This window comes from Streptomyces sp. NPDC014995 (assembly GCF_043080745.1).
GTDB lineage: Bacteria > Actinomycetota > Actinomycetes > Streptomycetales > Streptomycetaceae > Streptomyces.
Window position 1 is genome coordinate 41,447 of the sequence record NZ_JBIBVX010000024.1, and the last position, 25,546, is coordinate 66,992.

The following is a 25,546-nucleotide window of genomic DNA, read 5'->3' on the forward strand; positions in this document are numbered from 1 at the left end:
CGCAAGGCGAGCGCGACGCAAGGCGAGCGCGACGCAAGGCGAGCGCGACGCAAGGCGAGCGCGACGCAAGGCGAGCGCGACGCAAGGCGAGCGCGACGCAAGGCGAGCGCGGCGCAAGGCCAACACGGTGAACGGCCGGCGTGATCAACGACCGGCGTGGTGCAAGGCCAACGCGGTGAAACGCCGGCGCGGTGAACGGCCGAGGTGAGGTTCCCGCCCGCCCTTCGGTCGCGGTGTCCGCCCGCGTCCCGGCCGCCTCCCCGCTCCCGGCTACTCGCCGCGCGACGCCAGATGCCGCTCGACCGTGTCCACCTTCGACGTCAGACCGTCCGTCACACCGGGCCGGATGTCCGCCTTGAGGACCAGGGACACGCGCGGCGCCCGCCGCTCGACGGCGGCGACGGCGCGCCGGACGACGTCCATGACCTCGTCCCACTCGCCCTCGATGGACGTGAACATGGCGTCGGTGCGGTTCGGCAGCCCGGACTCGCGGACCACGCGGACCGCGTCGGCGACGTACTCCCCCACGTCCTCGCCGACGCCGAGGGGGGTGACCGAGAAGGCGACGATCACGAGGCCTCCACCACGCCCTCACGCCGGGCACGGGAGGCGATGACCGCGTCCTCGGCCTCGCGGCGCAGCTTGCGGTCGGCGAAGAACCCGCCGGTCGGCAGGACCGACAGCACGAAGTAGAAGGCGGCGGTCTTCACGGACCACCTCGTGCGGTTCCAGGCGTCCGCCCAGAAGATCACGTACAGGATGAACAGCACGCCGTGGACCATGCCCATCACGGGCACCGCGTTGAAGTCCGTGGTCCGCTTCAGCACCGAGCAGACGAGCAGCAGCAGGAAGGAGATGGCCTCGGGGCCGGAGACCAGGCGGAGGCGGCGGAGGGCGGAGGCTGTCTTGAGGTCCACTGGTCACCTTCGGATGGGGGATACGTCGAGGATCCGGTCTTTGTGAACGCGCGCACAAGCGCTCGACCATTGTGGCAAACGGCGCGCGGGGACGGGCCAGGGGGTCCGGCGACGGCCGCCACAAGGGTGGGCGGACACCCCCTAGGGGTGTGATCAGGGGCGATCTCCACCCGTGGGCTCTGTTGGCGAGGCCGCCCGGAGGCTACCTTTCGCAGCGTGGCGATGTTCCGACTTCAAGGCAGCAAGGTGCTCGCCGTCGACATGACCGGGGACGCCGTGAAGGCGAAGAACGGCTCGATGGTCGCGTACGACGGTCAGATGGCGTTCAAGAAGCTCAGTGGCGGCGGTGAGGGGCTGCGCGGGATGGTGACGCGTCGGCTCACCGGCGAGCAGATGACCGTGATGGAGGTGAGGGGGCAGGGGACGTGCTGGTTCGCCGATCGCGCCTCGGAGATCAACCTCGTCGATCTTCAGGGGGACAAGCTGTACGTGGAGTCGAGCAACCTGCTCGCGACGGACGCGGGGCTGCGGACGGGGACGAGCTTCACGGGCCTGCGCGGCGCCTCCCAGGGCAACGGGCTGTTCACGACGACCGTCGAGGGCCACGGCCAGGCGGCGATCACCTCGGACGGACCGGCGGTGGTGCTCAGGGTCAGCCCGCAGTACCCGCTGACCGTCGACCCGGGGGCGTACATCGCGCACCGGGGCGACGTCCGGCAGTCCTTCCAGTCCGGTGTGACGTTCCGCACGTTCATGGGTGAGGGCGGCGGCGAGGCCTTCCAGATCCGGTTCGAGGGGGACGGCCTGGTGTACGTGCAGCCGAGCGAGCGGAACACGATCGCGGGGGACGTCTGACATGCCCTTCCGTGAGATCAACACCAAGATGGTCGAGGCGACCGTCCTGCCCGGCCAGCGGCTGTTCAGTCAGCGCGGCGCGATGCTCGCCTACAAGGGCGAGGTGTCCTTCACTCCGAACGCGCAGGGCGGCCAGGGCGGCGTCATGTCGATGATCGGCCGCCGGCTGGCCAACGAGGACACTCCCCTGATGACCGTCGAGGGCAGCGGCACGGTCCTCTTCGGGCACGGCGGCCACCACGTCCAGGTCATCCAGCTCACCGGCGACACGCTGTTCGTCGAGGCGGACCGCCTCCTCGCCTTCGAGGGCACGCTCCAGCAGGGCACGATGTTCATGGGCTCCCAGGGCGGCGTCATGGGCATGGTCCGGGGCCAGATCAGCGGCCAGGGCCTGTTCACCACCACGCTCAAGGGCCACGGCGCGGTGGCCGTGATGGCCCACGGCGGCGTCTTCCAGATCCCCATCACCCCCCAGCGCCCGGTCCACGTCGACCCGCAGGCCTACGTCGCCCACCACGGCGACGTCCGCAACAAGCTGTCGACGGCCCTCGGCTGGCGGGACATGGTGGGCCGCGGCTCCGGCGAGGCGTTCCAGCTGGAGCTCAGCGGCAGCGGAGCGGTGTACGTCCAGGCGTCGGAGGAGAAACTGTGACCACCCACCCGGGCACCGGCCCCACCGTCTTCGACCCCCTGACCCTGCCCGTCGACGACAACGTCGACTCGTACACCTTCTGCGTGGAGCTCAAGGGGAGCCAGTGGTTCCTGCAGAAGGGGAAGATGATCGCCTACTACGGCTCGATCGACTTCAACGGCATCGGGCACGGCCGGCTGGACCGTCTGGTGCGGACGTCGTTCCATTCGCCTCTGCACGCGAGCGACTGGGTCGTGGCCGAGGGCCAGGGCAAGATGCTCCTCGCCGACCGGGCCTTCGATGTGAATTCGTACGACCTGGACGACGGCAATCTGACCATTCGCTCGGGCAATCTGCTCGCTTTTCAGCCAAGTCTGTCGCTGAAGCAGTCGATCGTCCCGGGTTTTCTCACGCTGATCGGAACCGGAAAGTTCGTCGCCGCATCAAACGGTCCGGTGGTGTTCATGGAGCCGCCGATCCGGGTGGACCCGCAGGCGCTCGTCGGCTGGGCCGACTGCCCGTCCCCGTGCCACCACTACGACCACGGGTACATGACAGGCCTCATGGGCGGTCTACGTGCCCTGACAGGCCTGGGCGGGGCCTCCGGAGAGGAGCACCAGTTCGAGTTCGTCGGAGCCGGCACGGTGCTGCTCCAGTCGACCGAGACCCTGATGGCCGAGCAGGCCACGGGGATGGTTCCACACGAGCCGGGAGTGCCCGGTGGCGGCGGGGCGCCGGGCGGGCACGCTGGGCAGAATGGCACACCACGCCTTCCCGGACAGCTGGGAGACCTCCAGCGGCGCTTCGGGCTGTGAGCGGTAGTCTGCGGAGTGTGACGTCGAACGTGTGCGCACCGTCACCACGCCACCCCTCACTAGTTCGCCTTTCAACATTTTAGGTAGACTTCATTCATGGAGACCGAAACGGCCACGCGCTGGCTGACCGATGCGGAGCAGTGCGCCTGGCGCACCCACCTGGAGGTCAACAGGCTGTTGACGTACCAGCTCGAAAAGGACCTGCAGCCGTTCGGCCTGACAATGAACGACTACGAGATCCTGGTGAACCTCTCCGAGTCGGAGGACGTACGAATGCGGATGAGCGATCTCGCGTCCGCCACCCTCCAGTCGAAGAGCCGGCTCTCGCACCAGATCACCCGCATGGAGAACGCCCATCTGGTGCGCCGTGAGAACTGCGAGTCCGACCGTCGCGGCCTGTACGCGGTCCTCACCGAGCACGGCATGGAGACGATGAAGAAAGTCGCGCCCCACCATGTGGCCTCTGTGCGGCGGCACTTCATCGACCTCCTCTCCCCGGAGGCCCTGGCGGAACTCGACAAGGCCCTGAAGCCCATCGCGGAGCACCTCCGCGGACAGCGGGGACGCCCCTAGCCGGCGTCAGGCGGTTCCTGTGCGACCGGCAGGCGGAGCTCGAACAGGGCTCCGCCTGCCGCCGTTTCCCGGACCGTGAGCGTGCCGCCGTGCCGCACGGCCACGTCGCGGGCGATGGCCAGGCCCAGCCCCGCTCCGCCGTCGTCCCGGCTGCGCGCGTCGTCGAGCCGGACGAACCGCTCGAAGACGCGCTCCCGGTCCGCCTCCGGGACGCCGTCCCCGTCGTCGGCGACCTCGACGACGGCCCACCGCCCCTCCCGCCGTACGGCCACGGCGACCGCCGAGCGGGCGTGCCGCCGGGCGTTGTCGAGGAGATTGGCGAGCACCCGCCGCAGTTGCCCCCGCGATCCGGCCACTTCCACGGGCTCCGCGTCCACGGTGACCCCCACCCGGTGGGCCGTCTCCTCCCGGGCCAGCGCCGCCAGGTCCACCCGCGCCTCCGCGGGCCGCTCCCCCGCGTCCAGCCGGGCGAGCAGGAGCAGGTCGGCGGCGAGGTGCTGCAACCGTACGGTGTCCTCGACGGCGCCCGGCACGTCCAGCAGCTCGGGGTGCGCGGCGCCCACCTCCAGCTGGGTGCGCAGGGACGCGATGGGGCTGCGCAGCTCGTGGGAGGCGTCGGCGACGAAGCGGCGCTGCCGCTCCACGGCGGTCTCCAGCGCGGCCAGTGTCTCGTTGGTCGTCCGGGCGAGCCGGGCGACCTCGTCGTGGGCGTCCGGCTCGGGCACCCGCCGGGCCAGGTCCGTGGAGGCGGTGATCGCGGCCATCTCCCGCCGGATCCCCTCCACCGGCCGCAGCGCCCGCCGGGTGACCAGCCAGGTCACGCCGGCGACGACGGCGAGCAGCAGCGGGAACCCGATCAGCATGACGGTCAGGGCGGTGCGGACGGCGCTGCGCTCGCTGGACAGGGGCGCGCCGGCGTACACGGTGAGGGTGCCGCGGTCCTGCGTCTCGACCCGGACGGAGGCGAAGCGGTAGTCGGCGGTGTCGCCGTCGATGGTGGCGGAGCCGTCGCGGTAGGAGGTGTCCTCACCGATCTCGCCAGGCCGGAGGGCGGAGCCGGCCGCGCCATCCCCGTCGGCGCCGTCGTCCGAGTCGCCGTCACCACCGTCACCGTCGTCGCCATCGTCGTCCGAGGGGCCGGCGGGGGCCGTCGTGGCGGTGCTGGGCGCCGCCGTCGGCCGGACCGTCTCCGTCCCCGCGCCGCTGATCCGCCGGAGGTCCTCGGTGGCCGCGACCAGCGTCCCGTCCTCGGTCACGACCTGGACGGGGCGGTCGTCGTCGTCCAGGGACAGCCGGGCGTAGGGCTGCCCGGCGGCCAGTTGGACGGCGACCTCCCGCGCCGTGCGCTCCGCCTCCGCGCTCGCCTGACCGCTCAGGCTGGACCTGAGCGACAGCAGGACGGCCGCACCGGCGGCGACCAGCGCGACCGCGACGACGAGGGTGGCGCCGAGCGTGGCCCTGGCCCGCACGGAACCCAGCCGGTGCCTCATCGCCCCGCCTCCAGCCGGTACCCGGCGCCGCGCACCGTCCGGATGAGTCCGGCGCCCAGCTTGCGGCGCAGCGCGCTCACGTACACCTCGACGATGTTGGGATCGCCCTCATAGGCGAAGTCCCAGACGTGCTCCAGGATCTCGGCCTTGGACACCACCTCGCCGGCCCGTACCACGAGGTGCTCCAGGACGGCGAACTCCTTGGCGGTGAGCGCGGCCTCCTCGTCCCCCAGGAACACCCTGCGGGCGGCCGTGTCGACCCTCAGCCCGCCGAGGACGTGCACGGGTGAGGCGCCGGCCCCCCGCCCGCGCCGCCGCAGCAGCGCCTTCACGCGGGCGACGAGGACGACGTACGAGAACGGCTTGGTCAGGTAGTCGTCCGCGCCCGTGTCCAGGCCCTCGGCTTCGTCGTACTCGCCGTCCTTGGCGGTGAGCATGAGGATCGGGACGTCGTTCCCGGCGGCCCGCAGGGCGGAGCAGACCCGGTAGCCGTTCAGGCCGGGCAGCATGATGTCGAGGACGACCAGGTCGTACGGCGACTCGCTCGCCCGGTGCAGGCCCTCCAGGCCGTCGTGGACCACGTCCACGGCGTACCCCTCGGCGGTCAGGCCCTTGGCCAGGGACAGGGCGAGTCGCTTCTCGTCCTCGACGATCAACAGGCGCATGGACATCAGGGTCGCAAACCGAAGCTGAAGTGATCTTCAGGTGGCTTCAGGTTCCCCTCAGCGCCGGTCGGCGAGGGTGGTTCCCGTCGCAACGGAACGACGTGTCCACGAAGCGACGCCATCGACCGACCGGGAGGAACTCTCATGAAGCGCAAGCTCGTCATCGCCGCCGTCGCCGCGACCGCCGTGATCGGCGCAGGCGCGGCCGTCGCCTTCGCGGACGACGACGTGCGGGGCGCCGCGCGGGCCGAGGTGGGCGACACCCGGGCCCGGGCCGACGCCGCGAAGGCCCCGGCGAACGGCGCGAAGCTCACCGCGGCCCAGGCGATCGCCGCCGCCCTGGAGTCCCGTCCGGGCACGGCCGTCTCCGCCGACCTCGACGACGACGGCTCCGACCGCGGCTGGGAGGTCGACATCCTGGGCAAGGGCACCACCACCTACACCGTCCACGTGGACCGGGCCGACGGCCGGATCCTCGGCACGGAGACCGATCGCGACGACGACGCCGACGAGCGCGGTGCCCTGAAGGGCGCCGACGTCACCGCCGCACAGGCCGCCGGGGCCGCCGCCGCGAAGGGCGTCGTCACCTCGGTCGACCTGGACGAGGACGGCACCGGCGGCTGGGACGTGGAGACCACCGACTCCGCGGGCGGGGAGCACGACTGGACCGTCGGCCTGAACGACACCAAGGTCACCGCGGACCGCCACCACACCGACGACGACCACGGCACGGACGGCGCGGGCGACGACCGCGACGACGACTGACCGTCCACCGCCCGGCGGGGCGTGAGCGACCACGCCGCGAGGACGCGGAGCCGCATCGCCGTGCGGCTCCGCCGCAGGTCCGCGACGGCCGCCGCGCCCGGCCGTACGACGCGCACGAGCGAACCCACGGCCACCGGCCGGACGCCGTCCCGGGGCCGGAGACCCCAACCGCGCCGGCCGCGGGCGAAGCGCCGCCGACACCGACGCCCCTCGGGATTCCCCCCCGGGGGGTCAGCCCTCGGAATTCACCCTCCGGGATTCACCCCTCGGTGAGCCCCGTCACCAGTTCGTCCGCCGCCCGGTACGGGTCCAGCTCACCGGCGACGATCTTCTCGGCCAGGGTGCTGAGCCGCCGGTCGCCGTGCAGGTCGCCGATCCGTTCCCGCAGGGCCGTGACGGCGATCGTCTCGACCTCGCGGGCGGCGCGGGCCCGGCGGCGCTCGGCGAGGACGCCGTGCTCCTCCATCCACGCCCGGTGCTTCTCCAGCGCCTCGACGACCTCGTCGACGCCCTCGGCGCGGGCCGCGACCGTCTTGACGATCGGCGGCCGCCAGTCGCCGGGGCCGCGGGCCTCGCCGAGGCCGAGCATGTGGTTCAGCTCGCGGGCGGTGGCGTCGGCGCCGTCGCGGTCGGCCTTGTTGACGACGTACACGTCGCCGATCTCCAGGATTCCGGCCTTGGCGGCCTGGATGCCGTCACCCATGCCGGGGGCCAGCAGGACCACGCTCGTGTCGGCCTGGGAGGCGATCTCGACCTCCGACTGGCCGACGCCGACCGTCTCGACCAGGATCACGTCGCAGCCGGCCGCGTCCAGCACGCGGATCGCCTGCGGGGCGGCCCAGGCGAGGCCGCCGAGGTGACCGCGCGTCGCCATCGAGCGGATGTAGACGCCCGGGTCGGAGGCGTGCTCCGACATCCGGACCCGGTCGCCGAGCAGGGCGCCGCCGGAGAACGGCGACGACGGGTCGACGGCCAGGACGCCGACCCGCCTGCCCTGCTTGCGGTAGGCCGTCACCAGGGCCGAGGTGGACGTCGACTTGCCCACGCCCGGCGAACCGGTCAGACCCACCACGTAGGCGTTGCCGGTCAGCGGGGCCAGAGCCGCCATGACCTCCCTGAGCTGCGGGGACGCCCCCTCCACCAGGGAGATCAGCCGGGCCACGGCCCGGGGCCGGCCTTCCCTGGCCTGGGCGACCAGCGAGGAGACGTCCTGCATCACAGCTCCGTTCACGAGTTCACGAGAAGAGGTCGAGCGGGGGTCTCAGGCCTTGGGTACCCGCACGATCAGCGCGTCACCCTGGCCGCCGCCGCCGCACAGCGCGGCCGCGCCGACCCCGCCGCCCCGCCGCTTCAGCTCCAGGGCCAGGTGCAGCACCAGCCGGGCGCCGGACATGCCGATCGGGTGGCCCAGGGCGATCGCCCCGCCGTTGACGTTCACCTTTTCCGTGGACACCCCGAGGTCCTTCATTGACTGGACCGCGACGGCGGCGAAGGCCTCGTTGATCTCGATGAGGTCGAGGTCGGAGACCTCCAGGCCCTCCTTCTTCAGGGCGTGCAGGATGGCGTTGGAGGGCTGGGACTGGAGCGAGTTGTCCGGGCCCGCCACATTGCCGTGGGCGCCGATCTCGGCGATCCACTCCAGGCCCAGCTCCTGCGCCTTGGCCTTGCTCATCACGACCACGGCCGCCGCGCCGTCGGAGATCTGCGAGGCCGAGCCCGCGGTGATCGTGCCGTCCTTGGCGAAGGCCGGACGCAGCTTGCCGAGCGACTCGGCGGTGGTCTCCGGACGGATGCCCTCGTCCTTGCTGAAGACGACCGGCTCGCCCTTGCGCTGCGGGATCTCGACCGGGGTGATCTCGGCCTCGAACAGCCCGTTCTTCTGCGCGGCGGCGGCCCGCTGGTGGGACAGGGCGGCGAACTCGTCCTGCTCGGGACGGGCGATGCCGAGGCGCGTGTTGTGCTTCTCCGTCGACTCGCCCATGGCGACGCCCTCGAAGGAGTCGGTCAGACCGTCGTACGCCATGGCGTCGAGCATCTCGACCGCGCCGTACTTGAAGCCCTCACGGGACTTCGGCAGCAGGTGCGGGGCGTTGGTCATGGACTCCTGGCCACCCGCGACGACCACGTCGAACTCACCCGCGCGGATCAACTGGTCGGCCAGCGCGATCGCGTCGAGGCCCGACAGACACACCTTGTTGACGGTGAGCGCCGGGACGTTCATCGGGATGCCGGCCTTGACGGCGGCCTGGCGGGCCGGGATCTGGCCGGCGCCCGCCTGGAGCACCTGCCCCATGATGACGTACTGCACCTGGTCGCCACCGATCCCCGCACGGTCGAGGGCGGCCTTGATGGCGAAGCCGCCGAGGTCGGCTCCGGAGAAGGACTTCAGCGAGCCGAGCAACCGTCCCATGGGCGTCCGAGCGCCCGCGACGATCACCGACGTCGTGCTGTTCGTTCCAGACATGAGCTGCGATCCCCTTACCGGCCTGCACGGGCCGAGGAGTGAACGAGGGTTTACTTCGAATGTACTGAGCGGTACTCCGCCCCGTCACCGGGCGGTCGGTGTGATCGCGCGCACGTTGCGTAACCACCTCCGGAGCGCTGCACTGAATCCATGCTGACGCGAATCGACCACATCGGGATCGCCTGCCACGACCTCGACGCCACCGTCGAGTTCTACCGCTCCACGTACGGCTTCGAGGTGTTCCACACCGAGGTCAACGAGGAACAGGGCGTGCGCGAGGCCATGCTCAAGATCAACGATACGTCCGACGGCGGCGCCTCGTACCTCCAGTTGCTGGAACCGACCCGGGAGGACTCCACCGTCGCGAAGTGGCTCGCGAAGAACGGCGAGGGCGTCCACCACATCGCTTTCGGTACGGCGGACGTGGACGGGGAGGCCGCGGAGATCCGCTCCAAGGGCGTACGCGTGCTGTACGAAGAGCCGCGACGTGGCTCCATGGGGTCACGAATCACCTTCCTGCACCCGAAGGATTGCCATGGCGTACTGACAGAACTGGTCACATCGGCGCCTGTTGAGTCACCTGAGCACTGACCCTCGTACATAGGGGCCGGTAGGGTTGGGGGCGGTCGCCGCTCGTGACGGGCGACCGACGTCCTGCCGTCTCGGCGGCAGGACCAGCCGGGGTCCGGGTTTCGGGGGACGAGCGTCGGGGCAGCAGCCCGTGCTCCGCCGTTGATCTGACACCATTCCCCGGGGGCCCCGTTCGGCGGATGGACGGAGCTCGTTGGAGAAGCTTGCGACCAGGGGACGGATGGGACCGCGCAGTGCGGGGCTACGAGAGCCAGGAGCGGGAGCCGGCGGCTGACGTCGACCACCTCACTCGGTTCGAAGCCGAGATGAAGCGGCTGAAGACCGAGCGGGAAAAGGCGATCCAGCACGCCGAGGACCTCGGCTACCAGGTCGAGGTGCTGCGCGCCAAGTTGCACGAGGCGCGGCGCACCATCATGTCCCGGCCCGCCTTCGACGGCGGTGACATCGGCTACCAGGCGGAGCAGCTGCTGCGCACCGCGCAGGTGCAGGCGGACCAGATCCGCGCCGACGCCGAGCGCGAGCTGAGCCAGGCGCGGGCGCAGACCCAGCGCATCCTCCAGGAGCACGCCGAGCAGGCGGCCCGCCTCCAGGCGGAGCTGCACGCGGAGGCGGTGGCCCGCCGGCAGCAGCTGGACCAGGAGCTGGCGGAGCGCCGGCAGACCGTCGAGTCGCACGTCAACGAGAACGTGGCGTGGGCCGAGCAGCTGCGCGCCCGGACCGAGTCCCAGGCCCGCCGCCTCCTCGAGGAGTCGCGTGCCGAGGCCGAGCAGGCCCTGGCGGCCGCGCGCGCCGAGGCGGAGCGGCTGGCCACGGAGGCCCGGCAGCGGCTGCAGAGCGAGGCCGAGGCGGCCCGCGCGGAGGCCGAGCAGCTCCTGCGCCGTGCCCGCACGGACGCCGAGCGCCTGCTGAACGCCGCCTCCACCCAGGCCCAGGAGGCCACCGACCACGCCGAGCAGCTGCGGACCTCCACGGCGTCCGAGTCGGACGCGGCCCGCCGGCAGGCGCAGGAACTGAGCCGGACCGCCGAGCAGCGCATCGCGGAGGCCGACGCGGCACTGCGCGAGGCCCGCACCGAGGCGGAGAAGCTCGTCGCCGAGGCCAAGGCGGCCGCCGAGAAGGCGCTGCAGAGCGCCGAGTCGGCCAACGAGCAGCGCACCCGTACGGCGAAGGAGCAGGTCGCCCGGCTGGTCAGCGAGGCCACCAAGGAGGCCGAAGCCACCAAGGCGGACGCCGAGCAGCTCGTCGCGGACGCCCGCGCCGAGGCGGAGAAGCTCCTCGCCGAGGCCGCCGAGAAGGCCCGCACGCTCACCGCCGAGGAGAGCGCGACCCAGCTGTCGAAGGCGGCCAAGACCGCCGAGGACGTCCTCAACAAGGCGCAGGAGGACGCGCAGCGCACCACCCGGGCCGCCGCCGAGGAGGCCGAGCGCATCCGCCGGGAGGCCGAGGCCGAGGCGGACCGGCTGCGCGCCGAGGCGCACGACATCGCCGAACAGCTCAAGGGCGCGGCGAAGGACGACACCAAGGAGTACCGCGCCAAGACGGTCGAGCTGCAGGAGGAGGCCCGTCGGCTGCGCGGCGACGCCGAACAGCTGCGTGCCGACGCGGTCGCCGAGGGCGAGAAGATCCGCGCGGAGGCCCGCAGGGAGGCCGTCCAGCAGATCGAGGAGGCGGCCAAGACCGCCGAGGAGCTGCTGTCCAAGGCCAAGGCCGACGCGGACGAGCTGCGCCAGAAGGCCACCGCGGACAGCGAGAAGGTCCGCACGGAGGCCATCGAGCGGGCCACCACGCTGCGCCGGCAGGCCGAGGAGACGCTGGAGCGCACCCGCAAGGAGGCCGAGCGCCACCGGGACGAGGTCGTCGAGCAGGCCGAGACGATCCGGACCGACGCCGAGCGGGCCGCGCTCGCACTGCGCGAGGAGACCGAGCGGGCGGTCGAGGCCCGGCAGGCGGAGGCCGCCGGGGAACTGACCCGGCTGCACACGGAGGCGGAGGGGCGGCTCGCCGCCGCCGAGCAGGCGCTGACCGACGCCCGGGAGGAGGCCGCGCGGATCCGTCGCGAGGCCGCCGAGGAGACCGAGCGGCTGCGCGCGGAGTCCGCGGAGCGGATCCGTTCGCTCCAGCAGCAGGCCGAGGCGGAGGCCGAGCGGCTGCGCACCGAGGCCGCCGCCGACGCGTCCGCCTCGCGGGCCGAGGGCGAGGCCGTCGCCGTACGGCTGCGCTCGGAGGCCGCGGCCGAGGCGGAGCGGCTGAAGTCGGAGGCCCAGGACACCGCGGACCGGGTGCGCGCGGAGGCGCAGGCCGCCGCCGAGCGGCTGGCGACCGAGGCGACCGAGACGCTGGCCGCCGCCCAGGAGGAGGCCGCCCGGCGCCGCCGCGAGGCCGAGGAACTGCTCGGCGCGGCCCGTCAGGAGGCCGACCAGGAGCGGGAGCGGGCCCGCGAGCAGAGCGAGGAGCTGCTGGCGTCGGCGCGCAGGCGCGTGGAGGACGCGCAGGCCGAGGCCGTACGTCTGGTGGAGGAGGCCGACCGGCGCGCCACCGAGATGGTGTCGGCGGCCGAGCTCCACGCCCAGCAGGTGCGGGACTCCGTGGCCGGGCTGCACGAGCAGGCCCAGGAGGAGATCACCGGGCTGCGCAGTGCCGCCGAGCACGCGGCGGACCGTACGCGGCGGGAGGCCGAGGAGGAGGCGGACCGGGTCCGCGCCGACGCCTACGCCGAGCGGGAGCGGGCCGCCGAGGACGCGAGCCGGCTGCGGCGCGAGGCGAGCGAGGAGTCGGAGGCCGCGCGGGCGCTGGCCGAGCGGACCGTCGGCGACGCGATCGCGGAGGCGGAGCAGCTGCGCTCCGAGTCGGCCGCGCACGCCCAGCGGGTGCGGACCGAGGCGTCCGACGCCCTCGCGGAGGCCGACCAGGCGGCGGCACGCACCCGGGCGGACGCCCGTGACGACGCCAACCGCATCCGGTCGGACGCGGCGACGCAGGCGGACACCCTCATCACGGAGGCGCGTGCCGAGGCGGAGCGCCTGCAGACGGAGACCATCGCCGAGGCCGAGCGCCTGCAGTCCGAGACGGTCGCGGAGGCCGAGCGGGTGCGCACCGAGGCGATCGAGGAGGCCGAGCGGCTGCGGACCGAGTCGGTCGCCAAGGCCGAGAAGCTGATCACGGACGCCAGTGGCGACGCGGAGCGGCTGCGGGCCGAGGCCGCCGAGACGGTCGGTTCGGCACGGCAACACGCCGAGCGCATCCGGGTCGAGGCCGAACGGGTCAAGGCGGAGGCGGCGGCGGAGGCCGACCGGATGATGAGCGTCGCCCGCGAGGAGGCCGACCGGACGCTGGACGAGGCCCGCAAGGAGGCCAACAAGCGGCGCTCGGAGGCGGCCGAACAGGTCGACACGCTCATCACGGAGACCACCGCCGAGGCGGACAAGCTGCTCACCGAGGCGCAGCAGCAGGCGCTGAAGGCCACCGCGGAGGCGGAGGCGCAGGCCGACACGATGGTCGGCGCGGCCCGCAAGGAGGCCGAGCGGCTCGTCGCCGAGGCGACCGTCGAGGGCAACACGCGGGTGGAGAAGGCCCGTACGGACGCGGACGAACTGCTCGTCGGCGCCCGCCGGGACGCGACCGCCATCAGGGAGCGGGCGGAGGAGCTGCGCGACCGCATCACCTCCGAGATCGAGGAGTTGCACGAGCGGGCGCGCCGCGAGGCCGCCGAGACGATGAAGTCGACCGGGGACCGCTGCGACGCGCTCATCAAGGCCGCCGAGGAGCAGCTCGCCAAGGCGCAGGCCAAGGCCAAGGAGCTGGTCTCGGAGGCCAACTCGGAGGCGGGCAAGGTCCGGATCGCCGCCGTGAAGAAGGCCGAGGGGCTGCTCAAGGAGGCCGAGCAGAAGAAGTCCGCGCTGATCAAGGAGGCCGAGGAGCTCAAGGCCGAGGCGATCCGCGAGGCCCGGCGCACGGTCGAGGAGGGCAAACGCGAACTGGAGGTGCTGGTCCGCCGCCGCGAGGACATCAACGCGGAGATCTCCCGGGTCCAGGACGTGCTGGAGGCATTGGAGTCCTTCGAGGCGCCGTCGTCCGGGAAGGACGGGGGCGTCAAGGCGGGCGCGACGGTGGGAGCCCCTCGTACGGGTGGCAAGTCCTCGGAGGGCTAGCTCATCGGCCGGTTTCCGTTGTTGTCTGGGGCCTTTGACCAAGTTTTTGGCAAGTCGCCCACGGGTTAGCCACCCAAAAGGGGTGTCAATCTCCAGATCAAACACGTATCCGCTCGATGACACACCGCTTCGGCCCCTAGGATTCCCCTATCACCTCACCGGTCTCATTCGACAGGAACCCCATGAGCGACACTTCCCCCTACGGCTTCGAGCTTGTGCGGCGTGGATACGACCGCGCTCAGGTGGACGAACGAATCTCCAAGCTCGTCTCCGACCGTGACAGCGCTCTCGCCCGCATCACCGCTCTGGAAAAGCGCATCGAGGAGCTCCACCTCGAGACGCAGAACGCCCAGGCCGCCGTCAGCGACGCCGAGCCGTCGTACGCCGGTCTCGGCGCGCGTGTCGAGAAGATCCTCCGCCTCGCCGAGGAAGAGGCCAAGGATCTGCGCGAGGAGGCCCGTCGCGCGGCCGAGCAGCACCGTGAGCTCGCCGAGTCGGCGGCGCAGCAGGTGCGCAACGACGCGGAATCGTTCGCCGCGGAGCGCAAGGCCAAGGCGGAGGACGAGGGCGTCCGGATCGTCGAGAAGGCCAAGAGTGACGCCTCGCAGCTGCGCGCCGAGGCCCAGAAGGACGCGCAGTCCAAGCGCGAGGAGGCCGACGCCCTCTTCGAGGAGACCCGCGCCAAGGCCGCGCAGGCCGCCGCCGACTTCGAGACGAACCTCGCCAAGCGCCGCGAGCAGTCCGAGCGCGACCTGGCGTCCCGTCAGGCCAAGGCGGAGAAGCGGCTCGCGGAGATCGAGCACCGCGCGGAGCAGCTGCGCCTGGAGGCGGAGAAGCTGCGCACGGACGCCGAGCGCCGCGCCCGCCAGACCGTCGAGACGGCGCAGCGCCAGGCCGAGGACATCGTGGCCGACGCCAACGCCAAGGCCGACCGCATCCGTTCGGAATCCGAGCGCGAGCTCGCGGCCCTCACCAACCGCCGCGACTCGATCAACGCCCAGCTGACGAACGTCCGCGAGATGCTCGCCACGCTCACGGGTGCCGCGGTGGCCGCCGCCGGCTCCCCGGCCGACGACGAGCCGATCTCCCGGGGCGTCCCGGCCCAGCAGGCCCGGTAACACCGGGTCGTACAGCGGCTGAAAACCTGCGGAGCCCTCTGCCACTGAGGTGGCAGAGGGCTTTCCCACGTCCTAGCGTGGGCCGCATGATCGAGCTCGAGGGGCTGACCAAGCGGTACGGCGAGAAGGTGGCGGTGAACAACCTGACCTTCACCGTCAGACCGGGCATCGTCACGGGCTTCCTCGGTCCCAACGGCGCCGGCAAGTCCACCACCATGCGGATGATCCTCGGTCTGGACCGGCCTTCCGCCGGGGACGTACGGATCGACGGCAAGCACTACGACCAGCTCAAGGACCCGCTGACGTACATCGGCGCCCTGCTGGAGGCCAAGGGCGTGCACCCGGGCCGCAGCGCCTACCACCACCTGCTGTGCCTGGCGCAGAGCAACGGCATCCCGCGGCAGCGGGTGCACGAGGTGCTGGACACGGTGGGACTGACGGCCGTGGCGAAGAAGAAGGCCAAGGGCTTCTCGCTCGGCATGGGGCAGCGGCTCGGCATCGCCGCCGCGCTCCTCGGCGACCCGCGGATCCTGATGTTCGACGAGCCGGTCAACGGCCTCGACCCCGAGGGCATCCACTGGATCCGCACCCTGATGAAGTCGCTGGCGGCGCAGGGGCGGACCGTGTTCGTCTCCTCGCACCTCATGAGCGAGATGGCGCTGACCGCCGACCATCTCGTCGTCATCGGCCAGGGGCGGCTCCTCGCCGACACCTCCATGGCCGACTTCATCGCCCGCAACTCGCGCGCGTACGTCCGGATCCGCACGCCGCAGCGCGAGCGGCTGCTCGATGTGCTGCGCGGCGCCGGCATCACCGTCGTGGAGAGCGGCAACGGCACCCTCGAGGTCGACGGGGACAAGTCGGAGGCCATCGGGGAGCTGGCCGCCCGGCACCAGCTCGTGCTGCACGAGCTGAGCCCCCAGCAGGCCTCGCTGGAGGAGGCGTTCATGCAGCTGACCGCGGAGTCGGTCGAGTACCACGCGCACACCGGGCCGGCCCCCGCGCAGCAGTGGGGCGACGGCCGGGGGAAGGGCTGAGCATGGCGGCGACCCAGGTCATCCGTTCCGAGTGGACGAAGATCCGCTCCGTCGCGTCCACCGTGTGGACGCTCTCCCTCGCCGTGGTGGTCACCATCGCCCTCGGCATGCTGATCTCGGCGCTGTCGAGGAACGAGTTCGACACGATGAGCCGTGACGACCGGCTCTCCTTCGACCCGACGTTCATCAGCTTCGCCGGGATGAGCCTCGGCCAGCTGGCGATGATCGTGTTCGGGGTGCTGGTCGTCTCGAACGAGTACAGCACCGGCATGATCCGCACCTCGCTGGCGGCCGTACCGCAGCGCGGCACGTTCCTGTTCAGCAAGATCGCGGTGGCCACCGGGCTCGCCCTGGTCGTCTCGATGGCCACCGGCTTCGTCGCCTTTTTCCTGGGCCAGGCGATGCTCGGCTCCCACAGGGCGTCGATCGGCGACCCGGGCGTGCTGCGGGCGGTGATCGGCGGCGGCCTCTACATGACGCTCATCGCGGTGTTCTCCATGGGCGTGGCCGCGATGCTGCGCTCGCCGATGCTGTCGCTGGGCATCCTGATGCCGTTCTTCTTCCTGATCTCCAACATCCTGGGCAACGTCGACGCGACGAAGAAGGTGGGCCGGTACCTGCCCGACCAGGCCGGCAGCAAGATCATGCAGGTGGTCACCCCGATCGACGACGACACACCGTACGGGCCCTGGGGCGGGCTGGCGATCATGGTGGTGTGGGTGGTGGTGGCTCTGGCCGGCGGATACCTGCTGCTGAAGAAACGCGACGCGTGAAGCTTTGGTCTTTACTTTGTCTTGAGCGGAACCGTCAGCGGATCGATATCCTCCTAACCCTTACGGGGGGCATGTGCCCCGCTGTCCTGAACCTGTCGATGGGTGCGGAGCATGATCGAAGCAGTCGGCCTGACCAAGCGCTACGGCGACAAGACCGCTGTGTACAACCTTTCCTTCCAGGTACGACCCGGTGCCGTCACGGGCTTCCTCGGGCCGAACGGCTCGGGCAAGTCGACGACCATGCGGATGATCCTCGGCCTGGACAACCCGACCTCGGGGACGGTGACGATCGGCGGCTACCCGTACCGCAGGCTGCCGAACGCGCCCCGCCAGGTCGGCGCCCTGCTGGACGCCAAGGCCGTGCACGGCGGCCGGCACGCCCGCAACCACCTGCTGTGCCTGGCCCAGCTCTCGGGCATCCCGGCCCGGCGGGTGGACGAGGTCCTCGGCGTGGTCGGCCTCCAGGACGTGGCGAGGAAGCGGTCCAAGGGCTTCTCGCTCGGCATGGGGCAGCGGCTCGGCATCGCCGCCGCGCTCCTCGGCGACCCCCAGGTGCTGCTGTTCGACGAGCCGGTCAACGGCCTCGACCCCGAGGGAATCCTCTGGGTGCGCAACCTGATGAAGTCTCTCGCGGCGGAGGGGCGAACCGTTTTCGTCTCCTCGCACCTCATGAGCGAGATGGCGCTGACCGCCGACCACCTGATCGTCATCGGGCGCGGACAGCTCCTCGCCGACATGAGCGTGACCGACTTCATCTCGGCCAACTCCGCGGACTTCGCGCGCGTGCGCACCCCGAGCACCGAGCCGCAGCTGCGCGAGAAGCTGGCCGCCGCGCTCACCGAGGCGGGCGGTCATGTGCTGCCCGAGCAGGACGGCGCCCTGCGCGTCACCGGCCTGCCCCTCCCCCGCATCAGCGACATCGCCCACGACACCGACGTACGCCTGTGGGAGCTGTCGCCGCACCAGGCCTCACTGGAGGAGGCGTACATGCGGATGACGCAGGGGGCCGTCGACTACCGGTCGACCATCGACCAGAAGGCCGGGCTCCAGCAGCCGCTGCCGCCCGGCGCGCTGCCGCCCATGCCGGTACCGGGCCAGGGCCAGCCGGGCTGGTACGCCCCGCCGCCCCCGCAGCAGCAGGGCTACGCGCCGCCGCAGCCCGCCCAGGGCGCCGCTCCGGGGCCGTACGGCGCTCCCGCCGGGCCCGGCGGCCTGGGCGCGGCCAACCCGTACGCACAGGCGCCGGCACAGGCGCCCGCACCGGTGCAGCCGGCCGCCCCGGCGCCGCAGGCCCCGGCCGCCGCCGCGCCGCAGGAGCAGGCGCAGTCCGCCGCCCCCGCCCCGACCAAGACCGAGGACGCCCGATGAGCACGCCGCAGCCCCCGTCTCCGCAGGCCGCGCCCGCCTGGCAGGCGGCGCCCGGGTCCGCGTACCCCACCTACACCTCGCCGATCCCCGTCGTGCGCACGCACCTCGGTCACGCCCTCGCCTCGGAGTGGACCAAGATCCGGTCGGTGCGCTCCACGATGTGGACGCTGGGCGTGTTCGTCCTGCTCGTCGTCGGCATCGGCCTGCTGACCGCCGCGATCGTCGCCGCCAACACCACCGAGGGCGACCTGTCCGGCGAGAACCCGCTGTCCTTCGGCTTCTTCGGACTGCTCCTGGGCAGCATGTGCGTCATCACGCTCGGCGTGCTGACCACCGCCTCGGAGTACGGCACCGGCATGATCCGGACCACGATGGTGGCCTGCCCGTCGCGCGGCCGGGTGCTCGCGGCGAAGGCGGTCGTCTTCTTCCTGGTCGCGTTCGTGGTGACGCTGGTGTCGGCGGTCCTCGTCGCGATGGTGGACGTGGCCCTGCTGCCGGACGCCCGCGAACCCTCCGGCGGTGAGTGGGTCAAGGGCACGCTCGGCGTCTCCCTCTACATCGCGCTGCTCGGGCTGCTGTCGCTGGCCGTCGGCTCGGTCATCCGGCACTCGGCGGGCGCCATCACCCTCATGATCGGCCTCGTGCTGGCCCCGCTGGTGATCGCGCTGTTCATGTTCTCGTCGTCCCTGGAGGACCTGCGCCAGGCGCTGTTCGAGTACTCGATCCCCAACCAGCTCAGCGTCTTCTACTCCACCTCGCTGACCGACAGCGGTCCGTCCGGCTGGGACCCGCTGTGGATCGCGCTGGGCGTGACCGCTGCCGCCTTCGCCGCCGCCTTCGCGCTGCTGCAGAAGCGGGACGTGTGACCCCCTAGAACCTCGGCACGTCACGGGACCGCCGTACCCCAGGGGTGCGGCGGTCCCGTGCGTTCCAGCACGCCTTGTGCCAGTGGCGGCGGTCGTCCACGCCCGCGTGCTCGGGCCAGGCGACGACGTGCGGCACACCGTCGGGGATCATCTGTTCGCAACCGGGGCAGCGGTACGCCTTGCCCTGCGCGCTCGCGCCGGCCACATGCCGTACGCTCCAGTCCTCCCCCTGCCAGCTCGCGCTGGACTGCCAGCCGCCGTACCGGCTCGCGCGGTCGTCCTCGGCGCTCCGGCCGGACGAGCCACCATCCTTGGGTCGGTTGCGACGCGGGGACACGGGACACCTCACGGGGCTATACAGGGAGCAGGATGCGTATCCAGCCTACGCGGCGCCCGTGGGGGTACCCGTAGGGAACCAATCCCCACAAGTCTCCCTCCGGGGCGCCCGATTCTGCAGACAATCCGCAAATCTCCCCACCGGACCGTGTCCTCGGCACGTGTCAGACGGTTATGCCGGGTGGGGGAGCTCCGTGTCGGAGCCAAGGAAGCAGGAAAGTCCCATGCGTGTTGGAAGTTTCGTGTTGGCGGCCCAGTTCCCGGGGCAGGGCCAAGGGGAGGCGCTGCATCGAGCGGTCCGCTCCGCCGAGGTCGCCGAGGAGGCGGGGCTGGACTCGGTCTGGCTGGCCGAGCACCATTTCGTGCCGTACGGCACCTGCCCGTCCGCGGTCACCCTGGCCGCCCTGCTGCTGGGCCGCACCCGGCGCATCCGGGTCGGTACGGCGGTCAGCGTGCTGCCCACCGTCCACCCCGTCGCCCTCGGCGAACAGACCGCGCTGCTGCACCTGACGAGCGGCGGCCGGTTCACCCTGGGCGTGGGCCGCGGTGGTCCGTGGGTCGACCTCGAGGTGTTCGGGTCGGGTCTGGACGCGTACGAGAAGGGGTTCCCGGAATCACTCGATCTGCTGGTGCGCTGGCTGCGCGAACCGTCCGTCGGCGCCGACGGCGAGCGCTTCCGCTTCCGCGAAGTCCCCGTCGTACCGCGGCCGTCGGAGGCCGTGACGGAGATGGAGGGCCCGGAAGTGGTCGTCGCCTGCACCTCCCCGGCGAGCGTACGGCTGGCCGCGGAGCGCGGGCTGCCCATGCTGCTCGGGATGCACGTGGGGGACGAGGAGAAGGCCGAGATGGTCGCCCTGTGGCGACAGCACGCGCGGGCGGCCGGGCGGGGCGCGGACGAGATCCGGGCCGCGGGTCATGTCTCGGCGGGCGTCTGCCAGATCGCGGACCGGCGCACGGACGCGGTGGAGACGCTGGTGAAGGCGATGCCCGGCTGGTTGAAGCAGGGCCTCGACGCGCATGTGACGGTGGACGGCCGCACCCGCGGTATGCGGGACCCGGTGGCGTACACCGAACTGCTCTGCGGGCTGCACCCGGTGGGCCCTCCTCGACTGTGCGTCGACCGCCTCGCGGCGACCAGCGAGCGGACCGGCATCTCGCGCTTCGCCCTGCTCGTCGAGGGTTCCGGCGATCTGGCGGCCACCGAGGAGAACGTACGGCGGCTGGGCGCGGAGGTCCTCCCCCACCTCCGGTGAACGGCCCCGTCGGCCGAGAAGCTTGCCGCTCCGGTACTTGATGGCACCTCCCGCGTCAGGGAGCGGCAAGCAGGGCTCGCACTGCCTCAGCAGTCCCGGAACTCCGGAGACTGGTTGAGCACCTGACTGCGGACCGAGGTGAAACGGGCCATCGTCTCGTCGACCGATGTGTCCAACGGGAACACCGCCACCCGATGGCAGTTCTGGAAGGCCAGCCGCACACCGAAGTGCCGTTGCAGGGCGCCGCGAATCGCGTCACTCGCTAGGGCTCGCAGCAACTGCCCGCGTGCCTGCTCGTCCGGCGGGGGCGTCTGGTTGTCGGCGAACTGGCCGCCGTCCACCTTCAGCTGGGCCACCAGGGAGCTGATCATCTCCCATGCGTAGGGCAGGGAGGTCCGGACGCAGTCGACGAATTCCGCTTCGTCGACCTCGCCTCGCTCGGCCTGTTCGAGTAGGGCCGGTGAGACGTCGAGCGACATGGGTTCTCCTCTCGCACCCCCGAAACGCAGGGGTTGCCGGACAGAAAGAGGGAGTCCGCCATGCGGCAAACACCGAGCACGCTGGGTACACGCACCGCGACCTCCCGTTCTCTACGGTAGGCAACCGACCGTGACCGCACCAGGAGAATGGGCACATAGGGCAGGGGGGTTGGGCGCACTATCGGCCACCCTGGAAGGCGTGTTTTCCCGAGCAAAAGGTGCGGCCCCCGGGGCCCCGGTCGACGGTGGCGGCGGGAGACAGGCGGGCGAATCGCGTGGCCCCCGTGATGTCGAGTAGCGTTGCCGACCATGCGTCTCGTCATTGCCCGGTGCTCCGTGGACTACGCGGGCCGGCTCACCGCCCACCTCCCCTCCGCCCCCCGTCTCATCCTGGTGAAGGCGGACGGCAGCGTCTCCATCCACGCGGACGACCGGGCCTACAAGCCCCTGAACTGGATGTCGCCGCCCTGCACGCTGAAGGAGGGCACCGGCGAGGAGGAAGGCGTCTGGACCGTCGTCAACAAGGCGGGCGAGAAACTGATCATCACCATGGAGGAAGTCCTCCACGACTCCTCGCACGAACTCGGCGTCGACCCGGGCCTGATCAAGGACGGCGTGGAAGCGCACCTCCAGGAACTGCTCGCCGACCGCATCGAGACGCTCGGCGAGGGCTACACGTTGATCCGCCGTGAGTACATGACGGCCATCGGACCGGTCGACATCCTCTGCCGGGACGCCGAGGGCCGGACCGTCGCGGTCGAGATCAAGCGGCGCGGCGAGATCGACGGCGTGGAGCAGCTCACCCGCTATCTGGAGCTGCTGAACCGCGATCCCCATCTGGCGCCGGTGCGCGGCATCTTCGCCGCCCAGGAGATCAAGCCGCAGGCCCGCGTCCTGGCCACGGACCGCGGCATCGGCTGCCAGGTCCTCGACTACGACGCCCTGCGCGGCATCGAGGACGACAAGCTGCGGTTGTTCTGAGCAGACGGCGGGCTGCGGTTGCTCCGAGGACAGGACGGACTGCGGTCGATCCGTGAGGACGGCAGGCCGCGGCTGATCCGGGCGGTCGGAAGTCCTCGGTCACGACGGTGAGGGCCGGGGTCCGTGACGGACCCCGGCCCTCGTGCGCGTCGAGGCTCAGATCACCGGCTCGGAGGCGGCCGAGGACTCCGAGCTGCTCGGGGAGACCGCGCTGCTGCTCTGCGACGCGTCGGCCGAGCCCACGGGGGCGGAGGACACCGAGTTGCCGTCGGTGGAGGTCTCGCTCTCGCTCGGGGTGCCGGACGGGTCCGAGGAGGACTCGCTCGGCGACGGCGAGCTCGACGGACTCGACGACTGCGAGGAACTCGGCGACGGTGATGCGGGTGGCCGGGGAGTGTGGCTCGCGGACGGGGATCTGGTCGGCGAAGGAGACGTTCCGCCGTTCCCCGATCCCTGGGAACTGCTCGGGTCGTCCGAGGGCCGGGCCTCGTCCGTCGGCGTCGGGTCGTCCGACGTCCCCATCGTCCCGTCCGGCCCCGGGTCCGCGGGCCTGCTGGTCGCCTCCCCGGTGTCCCCCGAGCCGGTGTCGCCGCCGGGGGTGTCCGTGCCGGGGTCGCCGTCGTCCACGCCCGTGCCGGCGGAGGGGTTGACGCCGCCCCGGTCGGAGGGGTCGGTGGCGTCGTTGTTGGAGGTCGCGCCCAGGGTGACCACCGTGCCGAGCACGGCCACGAGCAGGGCGCCCGCGCCGGCCGCCACGAGGTTGCGCTTGGCCAGGCCCCGGATGCCGGCCCGGCCACGGTGCGCCGGGTGCGGGACGGGCGGCCGGCTGGTGACGACGGTGGGACCGGTGGGCGGCGCCGACGGGAGAGCCGCGGGAATGCCGCGCGGGGGCGAGGCCGGCTCCTCTCGGCGGGTGTCCGGCACCTCCTCGCCGGCCGTCACCGCCTCCAGGCCCGGCACGTCACCGGAGCGGTCGGCGACCAGGGCGAGGGCGCGGCGGCCGGCGACGGTGCCCCGCTTGTCGGTGAGGGCGCCGCGCAGGCCGAGGGAGGCCTCCAGTTCGGAGCGGGCCCGGTCGAGTTGTCCGGCGCAGAGCGCGAGGACGCCCAGTTCGTGGTGGAAGTAGGCCCGGTCGGCGGACTGCCCGGCGAGGCGCGCGGCCTCGGCGCCCTCGTGCAGGGCCTGCTCCCAGGCGCTCCAGTGCAGTCCGGCGGCGAACGCGGGCGCCGCGGTGCGGGCCAGCTCGACCGCGGTGGCCTGTTCGCCCTCGGCGGGCCGCTCGGTGGCCGAGGCGGTCACGGCGAGGGCGGCGAGGATCGCGTCGGCCTCCGCGCAGACCCGCTCGGGCGTGACCGAGGGGTGTCCGGCCCACCAGGCGTAGTGCTGGGCGGCGGTGTCGGCGCGGGCGGCGACGTCGTCGGCGTATCCGGCGGCCTCCAGCTGGGTCCGGACGCCGGCGGCGAGCCGGTAGCGGGCGCCGGCCGGGGAGACGAGCCCGCAGGCGACGAGTTCACCGAGGGCGGCGTCGGCGTGGGTGTCGCCGACCAGGGCGGGCAGGTGCGCCTGGTGCGGGACCTCGCCGCCGAGGGCGACGGCGAAGCGCAGGGTGGCGCGGGCCGAGGCGCTGAGGCGGGCGGCGAGCAGCGGGGCGGGCCCGGCGGCCTCGCCCAGCGAGGGCAGGGGTATCTCCTCGGGCTCGCGGGTGCCGGCGCCGGTGTCGGGGGACGCGTCGAACGGGCGGGCGTCCTCGAAGACGCCGAACTCGTCGACGGCGCCCGCGGTGGCGCGCAGCCGGTCGCGCTGGAGCAGCAGGGCGCCGGCCTGGACGAACCGCAGCGGCAGGCCCTCGGACTCGAACCAGAGGTCGCCGGCCCAGTTGGCCTCCTCCTCGGTGAGGACGCGGCCGACGGCCCGCTCGATCACCTCGACGCCGCCCGAGCGGTCGAGGCCGCTCAGGGCGACCTCCTCGACGGCGGAGTCGACGGAGGGTGCCGGGACGTCGGGGGTGGCGCCGAGCAGGAAGGCGCACTCGGGGGTGGCGTCCAGCAGGTCGTCGAGGGCGGCGCCGCCGAACTCCAGGTCGTCGACCACCACGACGGCGCCGATGTCGCCGACGAGGGCGCGCAGTTCGTCGTCCTCGGGGCGGTACAGGGGGGCGTCGTAGACGGTGTGGAACAGGTCGTGCAGCAGGTCGGCCGCGGTGCGGCGGTAGCCGCTGAGGCGGACGACGCCGTCGGGGGCGAGGTCCGCGCAGTCGTCGGCGACGAGGTCCAGCAGGCTGGTGCGGCCGGAGCCGGCGGGGCCGGTGAGGCGGACGGAGCGGCCGCGGGCGAGCAGCCGCACCAGGTGTTCGCGCTCGTCCTGGCGGCCCAGGAGCGGCTGCGCGGGCTGGGCGGGCCCGGCCGGAACGGGAGGCCTGACCGCGCGTTCGGCCTCGGCGCGTGCCTCGGGTGTGCGCTTGGCGGGCCGCTCGGGGCGCTCCGTGGGCGGGCACAGCTCGATCTCGCTGCCGTCGACGGGGTTGACCGTGAGGAGGTGGTCCCCGGAGACGAGACGCACGGTGCGGGCGAGGGCGGGCGCGTGCTGGCTGAAGTCGGGCGTCAAGGGGTCCCGGGAGGGACGGGGGCGCGGTGCGTGGCCGTCGCCGTCATGGCCGTACTCCTCGGGTCCCCGGTTCATCGGGTCCATGGGTTCAAGCCCCCAAAAGCGTCGTGTGGCGGTAGCCCCTCCCGGCCTTGCTGCACACTGCGCTGTCGCTTCTGGTCCGGTGCCCGCTCGAGGGCTGCGGGCGGCGGGCAGACGAACCGTAAACCTTCGCACAGTATCTACGACAGTCCGGGGTGCCGTGCCGCCCGAGACGTCACGGTCTCGTGAGGATTGCGTGCGGCTTCCCGTCGCTCGGCGGGTCCGTCGCGTGGGGCTGCGCCTCGCGTCGCGGGTCCGGGTCTCACACCCGGGGCAGTGACTCCACTCCGATACCGCCCTCGATGGCGAGGATCCGGTGCAGGCGGGTGGCCACCAGCAGGCGCTGCATCTGGGGTGGTACGCCGCGCAGGACCAGGCGGCGTCCGCAGCGGCCGGCCCGGCGGTGGACGCCCATGATGACGCCGAGTCCGGTGGCGTCCCAGGAGTCCAGCTCGGACAGGTCGAGCACCAGGTCGCCGGCGCCGTCGTCCACCGCCGTGTGCAGGACCGTACGGGCGTCCGCCGCGCTGCGGACGTCGAGGCGGCCCCCGACGACCAGCTCGGCGTGGTCGCCCCTGATGTACATAGCGCTCCCCTAAGCGTGCGTCTCGTGCTCCGCGGTGTGATGTCCGGTGTTGCCTCCTCTGACTGCGTAAAGCGGTCGGAGGTTGCCGTCTGTGAGCGAACCGATACCGAATTCACCCGCAGGGGTGAGGCCTCTGGGGCCCGTGCGGTT

24 protein-coding genes are annotated in these 25,546 nt (G+C 72.2%); 14 read left to right on the plus strand and 10 right to left on the minus strand.

Going from position 1 to position 25,546, the window contains the following annotated elements; translation table 11 throughout:
• Positions 1–270: 270 nt before the first annotated feature.
• Entirely contained in the window at positions 271–573 is a 303-nt protein-coding gene (locus ACF1A1_RS35855) for an MTH1187 family thiamine-binding protein (RefSeq protein WP_392005839.1), read from the minus strand.
• Positions 570–917: a DUF3817 domain-containing protein gene (locus ACF1A1_RS35860; RefSeq protein ID WP_392005841.1), complete on the minus strand. Its 348-nt coding sequence runs from the start codon at positions 915–917 to the stop codon at positions 570–572. The genes ACF1A1_RS35855 and ACF1A1_RS35860 overlap by 4 nt, the downstream gene beginning before the upstream one ends.
• Positions 918–1,139: 222 nt before the next feature.
• On the opposite strand from ACF1A1_RS35860, the gene ACF1A1_RS35865 reads away from it, so the two are divergent.
• The 4 genes from ACF1A1_RS35865 to ACF1A1_RS35880 all read left to right on the plus strand — a co-directional run bounded on the left by ACF1A1_RS35865 (position 1,140) and on the right by ACF1A1_RS35880 (position 3,791).
• Positions 1,140–1,772, plus strand: coding sequence for an AIM24 family protein (locus ACF1A1_RS35865; RefSeq protein ID WP_392005965.1), 633 nt, complete (start codon positions 1,140–1,142; stop codon positions 1,770–1,772).
• Between the two features lies 1 nt (position 1,773).
• Positions 1,774–2,424, plus strand: coding sequence for an AIM24 family protein (locus ACF1A1_RS35870; protein ID WP_392005843.1), 651 nt, complete (start codon positions 1,774–1,776; stop codon positions 2,422–2,424).
• Positions 2,421–3,218, plus strand: a complete 798-nt coding sequence (locus ACF1A1_RS35875) for an AIM24 family protein (RefSeq protein ID WP_392005845.1) — start codon at positions 2,421–2,423, stop codon at positions 3,216–3,218. The genes ACF1A1_RS35870 and ACF1A1_RS35875 overlap by 4 nt, the downstream gene beginning before the upstream one ends.
• A 96-nt stretch (positions 3,219–3,314) precedes the next feature.
• The gene (locus ACF1A1_RS35880) at positions 3,315–3,791 is read left to right on the plus strand and encodes a MarR family winged helix-turn-helix transcriptional regulator (RefSeq protein ID WP_392005847.1); all 477 of its coding nucleotides are present in this window, start codon (positions 3,315–3,317) and stop codon (positions 3,789–3,791) included.
• On the opposite strand, the gene ACF1A1_RS35885 is transcribed toward ACF1A1_RS35880, so the two are convergent.
• Both ACF1A1_RS35885 and ACF1A1_RS35890 read right to left on the minus strand, forming a co-directional pair.
• Positions 3,788–5,281 (minus strand): sensor histidine kinase, encoded by a 1,494-nt coding sequence (locus ACF1A1_RS35885; RefSeq protein WP_392005849.1) that lies wholly within the window; start codon positions 5,279–5,281, stop codon positions 3,788–3,790. The genes ACF1A1_RS35880 and ACF1A1_RS35885 overlap by 4 nt on opposite strands.
• Positions 5,278–5,946 (minus strand): response regulator transcription factor, encoded by a 669-nt coding sequence (locus ACF1A1_RS35890; RefSeq protein ID WP_392005851.1) that lies wholly within the window; start codon positions 5,944–5,946, stop codon positions 5,278–5,280. Before ACF1A1_RS35890 ends, ACF1A1_RS35885 begins: the two co-directional genes overlap by 4 nt.
• 144 nt (positions 5,947–6,090) lie before the next feature.
• Here ACF1A1_RS35890 and ACF1A1_RS35895 point away from each other — a divergent pair, with 144 nt between their 5' ends.
• Positions 6,091–6,711 carry a PepSY domain-containing protein gene (locus ACF1A1_RS35895; RefSeq protein WP_392005853.1) on the plus strand — a complete coding sequence of 207 codons (621 nt, stop codon included), beginning with the start codon at positions 6,091–6,093 and terminating at the stop codon, positions 6,709–6,711.
• A gap of 259 nt (positions 6,712–6,970) precedes the next feature.
• Here the strand turns inward: ACF1A1_RS35895 and meaB are convergent, their stop codons facing one another.
• The gene (gene meaB, locus ACF1A1_RS35900; protein WP_392005967.1) at positions 6,971–7,927 is read right to left on the minus strand and encodes a methylmalonyl Co-A mutase-associated GTPase MeaB; all 957 of its coding nucleotides are present in this window, start codon (positions 7,925–7,927) and stop codon (positions 6,971–6,973) included.
• A 45-nt stretch (positions 7,928–7,972) separates the two neighbouring features.
• Positions 7,973–9,175 (minus strand): acetyl-CoA C-acetyltransferase, encoded by a 1,203-nt coding sequence (locus ACF1A1_RS35905; protein WP_392005855.1) that lies wholly within the window; start codon positions 9,173–9,175, stop codon positions 7,973–7,975.
• A 150-nt stretch (positions 9,176–9,325) separates the two neighbouring features.
• Here ACF1A1_RS35905 and mce point away from each other — a divergent pair, with 150 nt between their 5' ends.
• The 7 genes from mce (at position 9,326) to ACF1A1_RS35940 (ending at position 19,076) form a co-directional block, all read left to right on the plus strand.
• Positions 9,326–9,766 carry a methylmalonyl-CoA epimerase gene (gene mce / locus ACF1A1_RS35910; RefSeq protein ID WP_392005857.1) on the plus strand — a complete coding sequence of 147 codons (441 nt, stop codon included), beginning with the start codon at positions 9,326–9,328 and terminating at the stop codon, positions 9,764–9,766.
• Between the two features lie 233 nt (positions 9,767–9,999).
• Complete coding sequence (gene scy / locus ACF1A1_RS35915) at positions 10,000–13,914, plus strand: polarized growth protein Scy (RefSeq protein WP_392005859.1); 3,915 nt, start codon at positions 10,000–10,002, stop codon at positions 13,912–13,914.
• Between the two features lie 182 nt (positions 13,915–14,096).
• On the plus strand, positions 14,097–15,032 hold the full coding sequence (locus ACF1A1_RS35920) for a cellulose-binding protein (RefSeq protein ID WP_392005861.1): 936 nt from the start codon (positions 14,097–14,099) through the stop codon (positions 15,030–15,032).
• A gap of 86 nt (positions 15,033–15,118) precedes the next feature.
• Positions 15,119–16,069 (plus strand): ABC transporter ATP-binding protein, encoded by a 951-nt coding sequence (locus tag ACF1A1_RS35925; RefSeq protein ID WP_392005863.1) that lies wholly within the window; start codon positions 15,119–15,121, stop codon positions 16,067–16,069.
• Between the two features lie 2 nt (positions 16,070–16,071).
• A complete protein-coding gene (locus tag ACF1A1_RS35930; protein WP_392005865.1) occupies positions 16,072–16,842 on the plus strand; it encodes an ABC transporter permease in 771 nt (256 codons plus the stop codon).
• A gap of 111 nt (positions 16,843–16,953) precedes the next feature.
• On the plus strand, positions 16,954–18,210 hold the full coding sequence (locus ACF1A1_RS35935; RefSeq protein ID WP_392005867.1) for an ABC transporter ATP-binding protein: 1,257 nt from the start codon (positions 16,954–16,956) through the stop codon (positions 18,208–18,210).
• Entirely contained in the window at positions 18,207–19,076 is an 870-nt protein-coding gene (locus ACF1A1_RS35940) for an ABC transporter permease (protein WP_392005869.1), read from the plus strand. The genes ACF1A1_RS35935 and ACF1A1_RS35940 overlap by 4 nt, the downstream gene beginning before the upstream one ends.
• 4 nt (positions 19,077–19,080) lie before the next feature.
• Here the strand turns inward: ACF1A1_RS35940 and ACF1A1_RS35945 are convergent, their stop codons facing one another.
• Positions 19,081–19,413 carry an ATP/GTP-binding protein gene (locus ACF1A1_RS35945; protein WP_392005871.1) on the minus strand — a complete coding sequence of 111 codons (333 nt, stop codon included), beginning with the start codon at positions 19,411–19,413 and terminating at the stop codon, positions 19,081–19,083.
• Between the two features lie 223 nt (positions 19,414–19,636).
• On the opposite strand from ACF1A1_RS35945, the gene ACF1A1_RS35950 reads away from it, so the two are divergent.
• Positions 19,637–20,665: an LLM class flavin-dependent oxidoreductase gene (locus ACF1A1_RS35950; protein ID WP_392005873.1), complete on the plus strand. Its 1,029-nt coding sequence runs from the start codon at positions 19,637–19,639 to the stop codon at positions 20,663–20,665.
• 86 nt (positions 20,666–20,751) lie between these two features.
• Here the strand turns inward: ACF1A1_RS35950 and ACF1A1_RS35955 are convergent, their stop codons facing one another.
• Complete coding sequence (locus tag ACF1A1_RS35955) at positions 20,752–21,144, minus strand: SCO5389 family protein (protein ID WP_392005875.1); 393 nt, start codon at positions 21,142–21,144, stop codon at positions 20,752–20,754.
• 309 nt (positions 21,145–21,453) lie between these two features.
• Between ACF1A1_RS35955 and nucS the strand changes: the two genes are divergently transcribed.
• Positions 21,454–22,125 carry an endonuclease NucS gene (gene nucS / locus ACF1A1_RS35960; protein WP_026084867.1) on the plus strand — a complete coding sequence of 224 codons (672 nt, stop codon included), beginning with the start codon at positions 21,454–21,456 and terminating at the stop codon, positions 22,123–22,125.
• A 156-nt stretch (positions 22,126–22,281) separates the two neighbouring features.
• Here nucS and ACF1A1_RS35965 read toward each other — a convergent pair whose 3' ends face one another.
• Positions 22,282–24,813 (minus strand): ATP-binding protein, encoded by a 2,532-nt coding sequence (locus ACF1A1_RS35965; RefSeq protein ID WP_392005877.1) that lies wholly within the window; start codon positions 24,811–24,813, stop codon positions 22,282–22,284.
• 259 nt (positions 24,814–25,072) lie between these two features.
• Entirely contained in the window at positions 25,073–25,396 is a 324-nt protein-coding gene (locus ACF1A1_RS35970) for an STAS domain-containing protein (protein WP_392005879.1), read from the minus strand.
• Positions 25,397–25,546 lie beyond the last annotated feature (150 nt).

What these genes read in the sequence shown, in the direction of transcription:
- ACF1A1_RS35925 (WP_392005863.1), top strand. Translation starts at nt 15,119, where the DNA reads ATGATCGAGCTCGAGGGGCTGACCAAGCGGTACGGCGAGAAGGTGGCG.
- ACF1A1_RS35865 (WP_392005965.1), top strand. Translation starts at nt 1,140, where the DNA reads ATGTTCCGACTTCAAGGCAGCAAGGTGCTCGCCGTCGACATGACCGGG.
- ACF1A1_RS35930 (WP_392005865.1), top strand. Translation starts at nt 16,072, where the DNA reads ATGGCGGCGACCCAGGTCATCCGTTCCGAGTGGACGAAGATCCGCTCC.
- ACF1A1_RS35870 (WP_392005843.1), top strand. Translation starts at nt 1,774, where the DNA reads ATGCCCTTCCGTGAGATCAACACCAAGATGGTCGAGGCGACCGTCCTG.
- ACF1A1_RS35970 (WP_392005879.1), bottom strand. Translation starts at nt 25,396, where the DNA reads ATGTACATCAGGGGCGACCACGCCGAGCTGGTCGTCGGGGGCCGCCTC.
- ACF1A1_RS35950 (WP_392005873.1), top strand. Translation starts at nt 19,637, where the DNA reads ATGCGTGTTGGAAGTTTCGTGTTGGCGGCCCAGTTCCCGGGGCAGGGC.
- meaB (WP_392005967.1), bottom strand. Translation starts at nt 7,927, where the DNA reads ATGCAGGACGTCTCCTCGCTGGTCGCCCAGGCCAGGGAAGGCCGGCCC.
- ACF1A1_RS35965 (WP_392005877.1), bottom strand. Translation starts at nt 24,813, where the DNA reads ATGGACCCGATGAACCGGGGACCCGAGGAGTACGGCCATGACGGCGAC.
- ACF1A1_RS35880 (WP_392005847.1), top strand. Translation starts at nt 3,315, where the DNA reads ATGGAGACCGAAACGGCCACGCGCTGGCTGACCGATGCGGAGCAGTGC.
- mce (WP_392005857.1), top strand. Translation starts at nt 9,326, where the DNA reads ATGCTGACGCGAATCGACCACATCGGGATCGCCTGCCACGACCTCGAC.
- ACF1A1_RS35885 (WP_392005849.1), bottom strand. Translation starts at nt 5,281, where the DNA reads ATGAGGCACCGGCTGGGTTCCGTGCGGGCCAGGGCCACGCTCGGCGCC.
- ACF1A1_RS35935 (WP_392005867.1), top strand. Translation starts at nt 16,954, where the DNA reads ATGATCGAAGCAGTCGGCCTGACCAAGCGCTACGGCGACAAGACCGCT.
- ACF1A1_RS35905 (WP_392005855.1), bottom strand. Translation starts at nt 9,175, where the DNA reads ATGTCTGGAACGAACAGCACGACGTCGGTGATCGTCGCGGGCGCTCGG.
- ACF1A1_RS35955 (WP_392005875.1), bottom strand. Translation starts at nt 21,144, where the DNA reads ATGTCGCTCGACGTCTCACCGGCCCTACTCGAACAGGCCGAGCGAGGC.
- nucS (WP_026084867.1), top strand. Translation starts at nt 21,454, where the DNA reads ATGCGTCTCGTCATTGCCCGGTGCTCCGTGGACTACGCGGGCCGGCTC.
- ACF1A1_RS35940 (WP_392005869.1), top strand. Translation starts at nt 18,207, where the DNA reads ATGAGCACGCCGCAGCCCCCGTCTCCGCAGGCCGCGCCCGCCTGGCAG.
- ACF1A1_RS35890 (WP_392005851.1), bottom strand. Translation starts at nt 5,946, where the DNA reads ATGCGCCTGTTGATCGTCGAGGACGAGAAGCGACTCGCCCTGTCCCTG.
- ACF1A1_RS35895 (WP_392005853.1), top strand. Translation starts at nt 6,091, where the DNA reads ATGAAGCGCAAGCTCGTCATCGCCGCCGTCGCCGCGACCGCCGTGATC.
- ACF1A1_RS35920 (WP_392005861.1), top strand. Translation starts at nt 14,097, where the DNA reads ATGAGCGACACTTCCCCCTACGGCTTCGAGCTTGTGCGGCGTGGATAC.